This window comes from Oleiphilus sp. HI0123 (assembly GCF_001635315.1).
This window is the reverse complement of record NZ_LWGE01001711.1, coordinates 1-10,464: the sequence shown is the minus strand read 5'-3', so window position 1 is coordinate 10,464 and position 10,464 is coordinate 1. Positions and strand designations below refer to the sequence as shown.

The 10,464-nt window shown below is 46.2% G+C and carries 8 protein-coding genes; 4 read left to right on the top strand and 4 right to left on the bottom strand.

Annotated features, from left to right (window positions below; all coding sequences use genetic code 11):
• The 3 genes from A3761_RS23175 to A3761_RS23165 form a co-directional block, all read left to right on the top strand.
• On the top strand, window positions 1-473 hold a 473-nt coding region (locus tag A3761_RS23175; RefSeq protein WP_156492058.1), incomplete at its 5' end, for a CYTH domain-containing protein.
• A gap of 94 nt (window positions 474-567) precedes the next feature.
• Complete coding sequence (glnE, locus tag A3761_RS23170; protein ID WP_082865324.1) at window positions 568-3,525, top strand: bifunctional [glutamate--ammonia ligase]-adenylyl-L-tyrosine phosphorylase/[glutamate--ammonia-ligase] adenylyltransferase; 2,958 nt, start codon at window positions 568-570, stop codon at window positions 3,523-3,525.
• A 73-nt stretch (window positions 3,526-3,598) separates the two neighbouring features.
• Entirely contained in the window at window positions 3,599-4,501 is a 903-nt protein-coding gene (locus A3761_RS23165; RefSeq protein WP_068510241.1) for a lysophospholipid acyltransferase family protein, read from the top strand.
• Window positions 4,502-4,516: 15 nt separating this feature from the next.
• Here the strand turns inward: A3761_RS23165 and A3761_RS23160 are convergent, their stop codons facing one another.
• The 3 genes from A3761_RS23160 to A3761_RS23150 are packed head-to-tail and all read right to left on the bottom strand — an operon-like array spanning window position 4,517 to window position 7,364.
• Window positions 4,517-5,227 carry a 3-deoxy-D-manno-octulosonic acid kinase gene (locus A3761_RS23160; protein ID WP_068510247.1) on the bottom strand — a complete coding sequence of 237 codons (711 nt, stop codon included), beginning with the start codon at window positions 5,225-5,227 and terminating at the stop codon, window positions 4,517-4,519.
• Window positions 5,228-5,265: 38 nt separating this feature from the next.
• Window positions 5,266-6,393, bottom strand: coding sequence for a glycosyltransferase family 4 protein (locus A3761_RS23155; protein ID WP_068510249.1), 1,128 nt, complete (start codon window positions 6,391-6,393; stop codon window positions 5,266-5,268).
• Complete coding sequence (locus tag A3761_RS23150; protein ID WP_068554042.1) at window positions 6,390-7,364, bottom strand: ELM1/GtrOC1 family putative glycosyltransferase; 975 nt, start codon at window positions 7,362-7,364, stop codon at window positions 6,390-6,392. Before A3761_RS23150 ends, A3761_RS23155 begins: the two co-directional genes overlap by 4 nt.
• Before the next feature lie 97 nt (window positions 7,365-7,461).
• Between A3761_RS23150 and waaA the strand changes: the two genes are divergently transcribed.
• Window positions 7,462-8,733, top strand: coding sequence for a lipid IV(A) 3-deoxy-D-manno-octulosonic acid transferase (gene waaA, locus A3761_RS23145; RefSeq protein ID WP_068508161.1), 1,272 nt, complete (start codon window positions 7,462-7,464; stop codon window positions 8,731-8,733).
• Window positions 8,734-8,736: 3 nt separating this feature from the next.
• Here the strand turns inward: waaA and A3761_RS23140 are convergent, their stop codons facing one another.
• Complete coding sequence (locus A3761_RS23140) at window positions 8,737-10,065, bottom strand: TolC family outer membrane protein (RefSeq protein ID WP_068508171.1); 1,329 nt, start codon at window positions 10,063-10,065, stop codon at window positions 8,737-8,739.
• Window positions 10,066-10,464: the final 399 nt, after the last annotated feature.

Genomic DNA, 10,464 nt, shown 5'->3' with positions numbered 1-10,464 from the left:
CGCCTGATAAGATATTGAACCAGCATCGAATGGCTTTGCGGGTTCGGAAAAAAGGCGATGCTTTTATTCAAACCTTGAAGACCAAGGGGAAGTCGGTAAGCGGTCTAAGTGAACGTGGTGAATGGGAATGGGAATTGGCGGATAACAAGCTAGATATTTCACTTCTAGAGGGCTTGGATGTTTGGCCGGAAGGAATGAATTTGGAAAGTTTAAATGCGGTGTTTGAGACGAACTTTGTTAGGCATCAGGTATTAATTGAATGGCAGGGTAGCGAAATTGAATTAGCTTTTGACCAGGGCGAGGTGTTGTCAAAAGGTAAGTGTCTGCCAATCAAAGAAATTGAGCTAGAGCTAATGTCGGGTGAGGTTGAAGCGCTAAAAAGTTTGGCAGCCGTATTGGGGCAAGCTATTCACTTGAAAGCGTCTGACACGAGTAAAGCCGAGAGAGGCTATTCTTTATTGGCAGCGAGCTAAGTATTTCAGACATACTTGATCAAGCGCATTGAGCTGACATGCTCGCTGCGTTACTTTTCTCAGATAACAATATCGAAAATTGAGAGCTATCTATATGAGCAGTGCTAACATCGCAATCGGTACCCAAGTTGAGAATGTAATTAATCAGTTTCCGGGGTTTATTCAAGCAAGTCTACGTAACGCCTGGCAAGAGTTGAGTGCTTATTATGTTGGCGAAGCATGTTTGGAAGATATTCGCTGGGAAACGCTCGAATGCCCTTGGTCAAAAGACTTTATTCAGAGCATTTTGGATGTATGGTCGCGCAGCGACTATGTTAGAGAGTCCAGTTTAAAGTACCCTGAATGGTTGCATGAGTGGTCGGGCAGCGATTCAGCACTGTTTACTTCAAAGTTGGAAGGGCAATATAAGCGCGATTTAAGTTCACGCTGTAAAGCAGTCAATGATGAAGCTGAATTGATGTCAGTTCTGCGAGTATTTCGTCGCTATGAAATGACGCGGCTTATGTGGCGCGATCTCTTAAGCTTGGTAGAGCTGGAAGAAACACTTTCGGACGTAAGTGCTTTGGCCGATGCAGCGGTTGAAGTTGCTTTGGATGTCTTATACAAACAGCTTTGCGAGCGTTATGGCACCCCTTTTTCTAGAGCAAAAGAGGGCGGTGCACCTATCCCTCAGCACATGCTGGTGTTGGCGATGGGCAAACATGGCGCTTATGAATTAAATGTATCTTCCGATATCGACCTGATTTTTGCCTATCCTGAATCTGGTGAGACCGATCACGCCAAAAAGCCAATTGAAAACCAGCTCTTCTTCACGCGCCTGGGGCAAAGGCTCATCAATGCTTTGGATGCCATGACCTCTGAGGGTTTCGTATTCCGTGTCGATATGCGCTTGCGGCCTTATGGTGATAGTGGCGCATTGGCGATGAACTTCGCTTCCTTTGAAGACTACTATCACAACCAGGGACGGGAGTGGGAACGTTATGCCATGATCAAGGCGCGTATCGTTAATGCCGACGCAAACCCTGAAGCCAGCGCGGCCTTAATGGATATTATTAGCCCTTTTGTTTACCGCAAGTATGCTGATTTTACCTCTGTGCAAGCCTTGCGCGATATGAAGCGTATGATTATGGCTGAAATGCACCGCAAAGGTGGAGAGCAAAATATTAAGCTGGGTGATGGCGGCATTCGAGAGATCGAATTTATTGCCCAGGCCTGCCAATTGATTCATGGTGGCCGAGACGAACGCCTCCAGCAGCAGGGCTTGGTAAGCGTTTATCGTACATTGCAAGAAAATGAATATTTACCCTCGGAATGGGTCGATACTTTATTACTTGCCTATCGACTATTGCGTAATTTGGAGCATGCGATACAAGGCTTGGCAGACCAACAAACCCAGTTAATTCCAGAATCAGAAGAGAGCCGTCAGCGTATTGCTTGGTCGATGAGCTATTCAGACTGGCCAAGTTTAGAGGCAGAGCTGAATGAGCATCGTTCAGCGGTGAGTCAATGCTTTGCCGATTTTCTGCATGACCCTGAAGAAGATGGTGATCAGGAGGAAGCAGGAAGGGCTTGGTTGGCAGCTTGGCTGGCTGAAGAGCGTTCACAGCTTTTGCAGCCAATGTTCCAAGAGGCAGGTTATGAGTCGCCTGCACAGAGTGTTAGTGATTTGGAACAGTTACGAGAGCATCGCTTGTTTACCTTGATGTCACCAGAAGCACGGCAGCGTTTTGAGACTTTTCTGCCCCTATTGCTGGATGAAGCTGCTGAAACCAATAAGCCGTCGCTTACATTGGCGCGCATGCTGGGGCTTGTTAGTTCGATACTGGGTCGCTCAGTTTACTTTGTTCTATTGTATGAGAATACAGGAGCGCTTAAGCAGTTGTGCCGCTTATGTTCAGAAAGCCCGTGGGTGTCTGAACATATTGCTAAAAGTCCGGTTATTCTTGATGAGTTGCTGGATGCCCGAAGTCTATTCCATCCACCGAATCGAGAGCAATTACAAGATGAGCTAAGGCAGCAAATGTTGAGAATTCCAGAGGATGATCTGGAAACTCAAATGAACTGCCTACGAACTTTCAAACAATCTCATATGTTGCGTGTGGCTGCATCGGAGTTAGGTGGACACTTGCCTTTAATGAAAGTAAGTGATTACTTAACATGGTTGGCCGAAGTCCTTCTGGAAGAGTCTTTAGCCATCGCATGGCATAATCTAGTCGTTAAACACGGTGTGCCAAGTGGTTTAAGCAGTGACGAGAAAGGGATTGCTGGCGAAGGTTTTGCCGCAATTGGTTACGGGAAGCTAGGTGGCTTGGAGTTAGGTTATAGCTCTGACCTGGATATGGTCTTTCTCTATGACGCTGATGACTATGGCGTGACATCGGGGCCAAAGTCGATTGATAATCAGGTATTTTATATGCGTCTAGGGCAGAGAATAATTCATATTCTGTCAGCTCAGACAACGCAAGGAATGCTGTATGAGTCAGACATGCGTTTGCGTCCCTCGGGCAATTCTGGAATGTTGGTGTCGTCGCTAGCTGCGTTCAAAAAGTATCAGCAAAATGATGCTTGGACATGGGAACATCAAGCTTTAGTTAGGGCGCGTGGTATTGCGGGTGACCCAAAGCTTATCGAAAATTTTAATCTGGTTCGACGAGACATACTGGCAGCACCCAGAGATGAAGCTGAGCTTAGGGCAGAAGTTAAAGCTATGCGCGAAAAAATGAAGGCTGCCGCCAAAGCGGGAAGTATCAAGCAAGGTGATGGTGGTCTGGTGGATATCGAATTTATCACCCAGTTTGGCGTGTTGAACTTCGCGCACCAAGATTCTAGCTTGATGGACTGGACCGATAATATTCGCATATTAGAGGTTTTAGAGAAGCTGGATTGTTTTGAAGGCATTGATTTATCCGTACTGAGTGCATCCTATCGGGAGCTGCGTTCTGGTTTGCATCGAAATAGCTTGGCTGATGAGGCGGATAAAACAACGATCGCTGATTATGCTGAAACATGCAGCAAGGTAACGGAGATTTGGCAAAAAGTCTTCGTGGCCTAGTGATATTTAAGCAAGATTTTCCTGGCTTAATGCTCTAAAATTAGCACCGTGATTAATTATCAAGTAGTGAATAATGGAAGCTTTTAGAGCCAAATTAGTAGTCTATATCCTTAAATTCTTAGCGAGCCTTGGTTTAAGCAAAGCCCAGGCTCTCGGTCGTTTTATTGGTCGGATTCTATGGATGGGCGACTCCGAGACCACACGTGTCACCAAAGAAAATATCTCGCATTGTTATCCCGAGCTATCAGAAAGCGACCAGAGAGAGCTAACACGGCGCAGTCTACTTGAAACCGGTATGTTATTTGCCGAATTTGGAGTGATGTGGGAATGGCCCACTGAAAAGACTTTGAATTTAATTCGCTCGGTTGAAGGTAAAGAGCACCTTGACGCGATATTTGAAAAGGGTAAAGGAGCGATTGTATTGGCGCCTCATCATGGAAATTGGGAGCTAGTTGGTTTGTATTTATCAACGCTTCGACCGATGGCTGCTCTATACAAACCGCCTAAAATAAAAGCCTTGGAAGAATATATGTCTTCGGTGCGAGGTCGTCATGGTTCTGAGTTAGTGCCAACCAATAGGCGGGGCGTTATTCGTTTGTTTTCTATCCTCTCGGATCAGGGGATGGTTGGTATTCTGCCAGACCAGGTGCCAGGCGGAACGGGCGGTGTTAATGCTCCTTTTATGGGAATAGAGGCTAATACGGTAAAGCTTGTATCTCGCTTGATTGGCCGCACTGGCTGTGAAGTCGTGAGCTTGTGTGCGATTCGCCGTCCCAAAGGGGATGGTTTTGATATGGTGTTCAAACCAGCTGATCCTGAGATATATAGTGACGATATCGCTACATCCGTCGCGGCATTGAATCGCTCAGTTGAAGCATGTATCGAAAGTCATCCCGAACAATACCAATGGGAGTACAAACGCTTTAAAGGGATGACGATAGACGGGCGTAAGGCTTATAGTAAGCTTAACCCATAGATTGGTTTAACGCTGCTATTGAGAATAGCCTTCAATCAAATAATTCCAGTCATTGTGAGTCCACTTTATCCCATGCCTTGTTACTTCCTTTTCAAAGCTGCGTTTTAAGCGCTTCAGATTACTGCTTTTCCAGGCATGCTTTGGCTTTAACATTTTGGCGCGATCAAAGTCGATGAGCCAAAATAAGCCCTCTTCATCTTGCAAAATGTTTTGAATGTTCAGGTCAGCATGATAAACACCCGCTTTGTGGAATCTTGCGATTAAAGCGCCTAATGTGAAATAGAAGTCTTTGCTTTGTACTTGTTTGAGTACTTGCAGTAAGTCTTGTGCATTAGGAATGCGGTGTGTCAGTAAGTCTGCCTGATAATATAGGCCTCTTTTGACTACCTGTGCGGCAGCAGGCTTGGGAACCGGCAAGTTTTGTTGATTGAGTAAACTCAAGATATTGAACTCACTGACAGAACGACTCTTTTGCCAGCCTTTAAAAAGGTAGTGGTCGTTGCTGATTTTACTCATCATGCCGCCGCGCAGATAATGTCTTAACACCAGTGAATGAGACTTGTGTTGGATAAACCAGGTTGTTCCACGTCCAGACTCTTGTCCATTAACGGCATTGAGCTTTTTCCAATAGCCTGATTCAAAGAGCTCGCTGGATATGTCCGAAAAACATTCACTATCATAGAGCCAATAATGCTGGCCGTTTTGAGAGGACTCTATATTCGGCATGATTTCAAGTTCCTTGAATCGTTTGGGTGGCGTTCTAGCTAAGACAATTCTAATTCATACAGGGCGATGGTGTCTCGGCACATTTGTGAAAGAGAGAAGTTTTCTTTGACGAAGGCTGCCGCTTCAATGCCTTGCCTTGTGCGTTCGTCTTTACTGTATGCCAGGGCTCGTTCAATAGCCGCCGCCATAGAACTGGAGTCGCGAGGTTTACACATCAGGCTTTTATAGGGAGGGGAGATTGTCTCCTGACTACCTCCGTGGTTTGTAGCAACTACCATGCGTTGCATCACTTGAGCTTCGCAGGCAGTACGACCGAAGGATTCCGGCTTGACGGAGGCTGAAATTACCAGATCAGCCAGCGCATAGGCTGCTGGCATGTTGTCGAAGTTTCCGGTTAACTTGACGTGAGCTTGCAAACCTTTTTCAGCGATCAAGGCTTCCAGTTCTTGTTTATATGCATCTTTTCCAGGCTCGTCGCCAACGAACAAGCAGTAAAAGTTACGATGGGGCAATTTAGCCAGTGCTTCTATTAGTACTTGATGGCCTTTAATTCGAGTTAGCCTTCCAGGCAGCATGATAATGTTTTTCCCCTCAGGGACTGACCATGCTGTCTTGAGCTGTTTCGCAGCGAGCTGAGCTTCTTCCAGCTCAAACCTATCCAGGTCGATGCCGCGAAAAATCAGCTTGGTCTTAGTGTTGAAGGTGGGGTAGACCTCTTCTATATGCTGTTGTACAAACTTAGAAACAGCGATCACATGCTGGCTTCTAAGCATGGCGCTGTTATACCAGCGCTTGAGAGCATTCTGGTGACCGTAGACACCATGAAAGGTGGTGACAAAGGGAATGTTGCTTTGTTTTGATGCCCATAAGGCGCTCCAGGCTGGAGCGCGAGAGCGAGCATGGATTAGGTCAATCTTCTGCGTTTCTATCAGCTTTGCTAGCTTTCTACTGTTCCACCACATAAGTATGGGGTTCTTGCTGTGAACGGGGAGCTCGATATGCTTCGACCCTTGTTGTTCAAGCGCCTTAACCATAGGGCCGCCAGAAGAAACAACCAATGAACGGTAGCCTTGCTCAACCAGTTCTTGAGCGAGGTCTAAAGTGCCTGTTTCGACACCGCCAGAAACCAGGCTTGGCAAAACTTGTAATATCGTTTTTTGTCTCATGCTTGCCCTGTGGTTTGCGCAGTAAGAGAAAGTTGTTGGTATCGTTTCAAAAGCCAGGTGGCAGCTGCCGAAGCCTCGTCAAGGCTTGCTGGTAAGTCAGGATAAAACTGTGCTTTCTTATTGCTTTGCCATTGACCGAAGTCGATAAGTTTGCCGCTAGAGGTGAGTCTGTTGATATGCATGCAAATTCGCTTCTTTTCTGATTTCGATACCATTGGCAGCTCTAATAGTGCGGTGGGCGAGCCTGACGTTAAGGACTCGTAGAGCATTGACATGCTGTCAGGTGTTACCCAAGTAAAAGCGCTGGACTGAAGTGCTTCATCTACTGGGCCAAAACTGCCATCTTGATACCGGTGACAGCTTAGGTTTGCTATTTCGAAACTTGAAATCTTGTCGATAAAGCTTAGCGGTGTTCGTGGCGAGTCGCTCAAGTGCCATAAAACTTCCCGGCGGGTGTCGCAAATTTCTTGGATTTGCTTAATCAAATTCGACTCGTCCCATACGAAGTGCTTAGAAGGGCCGCCGATCATCATAAGGTGTTGTGTTCGTTTCGTGTTTGGTGGGGGTGAAATCTTTGTGATAGGCCCTTGCGTTGTCATGACCCGTTCACTATTGGCTAGCCCGTCATGTTCGGGGCAAATGACGCCATCAAATAGCGGCAGCGGTAGGCTGGGTTTCATAATGACAAAGCTTTTGGCGCGGTGGGTCCGGGCGAGCATGAGCAGGCTTTTGTGAGTGCCGTGCCCTGCGCCAATGATGATGTCCGGGCTGTTATCCTGTTTTGTGGGAAGTAACAATCCTCGAAAGCCGACTTGCAGTGTTTGGCTGTCTAGCCAGAGCTCTTCGATATTAGTCTGGCGGGCAAGCGCTTTAGTTAGACCTTTTAGCTGACTGATGTGTCCGGCCCGCCCATCATGACAGACCCAAACCATCAAAGGTCGGGTAGCTCTCGTGTTAGATTGGCTTGACATAGATATCGTTTTCCTCGGAAGCGCTCTCTCATCAAGTGATGTGAGAAGCGCTGCTAATCGTCTATACTGCGTCTTTTGAATTTTTCGAAAGGCGCTTATGTTCCGCTTAGTTTACACAATTCTTTTCGCACTCTGTATGCCATTTGTTTATCTGAAGCTTTTATGGCGAGGATTTAAGGCGCCAGAATATAAGGCCAGAAAAATGGAGCGTTTTGGTTTTTTTAATGCGCCAAAGCTGAATAGAAGTATTTGGGTGCATGCTGTGTCCGTAGGCGAAGTGCTAGCAGCGGAGCCAATTATTCGAGAGATTCAAAGGCGTTTTCCAAACCGAGATATCGTTATCACTAGTATGACGCCAACCAGCTCCGAGCAAATTAGAAAGCGCTTTGGCAGTGATGTGTTTCATGTCTATGCACCTTACGATATTCCCTTTATGGTGAAGGCGTTTTTGCGCCGGGTAAAACCTGAATGTCTGATCATTATGGAAACCGAACTCTGGCCAAATATGATTCACCAGGTGATGCGAAGAAACTGCCCGGTTGTCATCGCTAATGCGCGTTTGTCAGAGCGCTCAGCAAAAGGCTACCGACGCTTGAAACCCGCTATTGGTTGGATGTTGAATGATCTGTCACTCGTGCTATGCCAGTACGAAAATGATGCTTCACGATTTGAATCACTAGATATCGCAAAGGAAAAGATTTTTGTAACGGGTAGCGTAAAGTTTGATACGAACGTGGAAGATAGTCATGTTAAAAAAGCCGCTCACCTGAGCGCAAATTTACCCGCTAAGCCTAAGATTTGGGTCGCGGCGAGTACGCATGAAGGCGAAGACGAGCTGGTTTTAAAAGTGCATGAACGTTTGAGGCAGCGCTTTCCCGATGCCTTGCTGGTATTAGTGCCTAGGCACCCTGAGCGCTTCGAAAGTGCTTTTCAGCAATCAAATAAGCAAGGCTTTAACACCGCACGAAGAAGCGAATTTGAAAAAATTCCCAGCGATGCAGAAGTATTTGTGGTGGATACCATGGGGGAGTTGATGGATTTTTATGCGACAGCTCAGGTTGCGGTAATAGGCGGTTCATTTACCGAAATTGGTGGCCATAACCCGATTGAGCCAGGCGCTTTGGGGTTGCCGATTTTAATTGGCCCCCATTACTTTAATTTTGAAGCTATTTGTCATCAACTGGTCGAAGCCAAGGGTATGGAAATTGTGGCAGATGAACTCGCGTTGCTCGAGTCGCTCGGAATGCTATTTTCAAACCCGGAACGGGCTCAGGAAATGGGGCAAAATGCATTGCAGAAAGTTGAGGCTAGCAAGGGAGCGGTGAAACGTGTTGTTGACCACCTGCAGCCCTTGCTTGAAGAAAGCTAGAGCTTACTGGCCGGGCGATAGCCAGGCGTTCAGAGCTTCAATGTCTTTAACACTTAAGGTTCCCGCTGCGCGTTTTATGCGTAGGCTACTTTCTACAAAATCGAAGCGAGCATTCGCGTAGTCACGAAGTGCAGTGAAATAGTTACGCTCGGCATCAAGTACTTCAACAATATTTCGAGTACCTACCTTGTAACCTTCACGCGTTGCTTCTAAAGCACTTTCACGAGAAACGATATTTTGTTGAAGTGACTCAACTGTCTGAATGTTGGTTTTCAGACTAATAAACTCGGTACGTGTTTCTATTTTCGCCTGACGTTGCGCTAAGGTCAGATTGTGTTTTGCCTCGGCGACCTGATGGCGAGCTTGGCGAACACCCGCCTGTGTTGCGCCACCAGAATACAGTGGCATGTTAAGTGTAATGGCTAGTTCGCTACTCTCACTATCATCGTTGCCAGCTGCATAGTAATTGGTGAAGGCAGAATTGCTATAATTGGCATCCAGACTGACGGTAGGTAAATGAGCTGCTTTCTTTGACTTTAGAAGTGCTTCGCTTGCCTTATAAGCGTAGTGAGCAATCTTGATACCTAGATTGTGGTTTTGTGCGGACTCAAGCCATTTTTCTGCAGAAATGCTTGTATCCATGGCAATAGGGAAGTCAGGATTAAGGCCATGTAGCTCGTTTGTATACTCACCCGTAATTCGCGAAAGGTTTTCCAGGGCGATGGTCAGGTTGCCCTCAGATCTAATTCGTGCAGTTTGCGATGCATCATAGGATGCTTTAGCTTCGTGAACATCGGTAATCGCGATTAAGCCAACATCAAACTGCTCTTTGGCTTGTTCATATTGGCGCTTTACAGCTGCTTCCTGAGAGTGGTCAGAGCGCAGGTTTTCTTGCTCTCTTAGTACTTTGAAATAGGCTGTTGCGACATTAAGGATTAAATTTTGCTGAGCAGTAAGGTAATCGACTTGAGCTAGCAGGGTTCTTTGTTCACTAGCGCTTACTGAGTGCCAGGTAGGTAAGTTCAATAGTGGCTGAGATAAACTTAAGTAATAGTTTTTTTGCTTGTAGCTATTGTCGCTTGAGCTTAAGCCATTTGAGTTTGTATGGCTTAAGCTTGCTCTTGCATTGACAGTGGGTAGTAGACCTGCAAATTCAATTTTTTGGCCTTCTTGTTCGGCCAAATAAGCTGACTGAGCAGCAAAGATCTCTGCGTCATAGTTCTCGGCTTTCTTATATAGGCTTAAAAGGTCGGTACTTTGTGCCGACGCAATAAATGGCAGCGTCATGCAAGAAAGAAAGGTTGAAATAAGCAGCTTTGATGTGTGCTTCATAGTGTCCTCTTTGATCGGGCGTACGGTATAGGAACCTAAGGCTGAAAATAAGCTTTGGCTCGATGGTTTCATTATGGACAATCTATATGAAGAACTCTAGACTTCCTTGGCGCAAATACCTGTCTTGTGCAGCATGTAGATGTTTGTATGTCCCTCAATAAATCGCAAAAACAGTATATTTAGTTCGAAAAACGCTAGCCTCAGTTCGAGCTGAAAGGAGAAATAATGTCGACGATCAAGCTTCAATATGGCAAAGAAGATTATCAGCTAATTGGCCGTGAGTCCTGCTTTGAAGGCTTCTTTCGCATGGAAAAGGTTACCCTGAAACATCGCTTGTTTGATGGTGGCTGGAGCCGGGAAGTCAGTCGTGAATTGTTTATTCGGGGTGATGCCACTTGC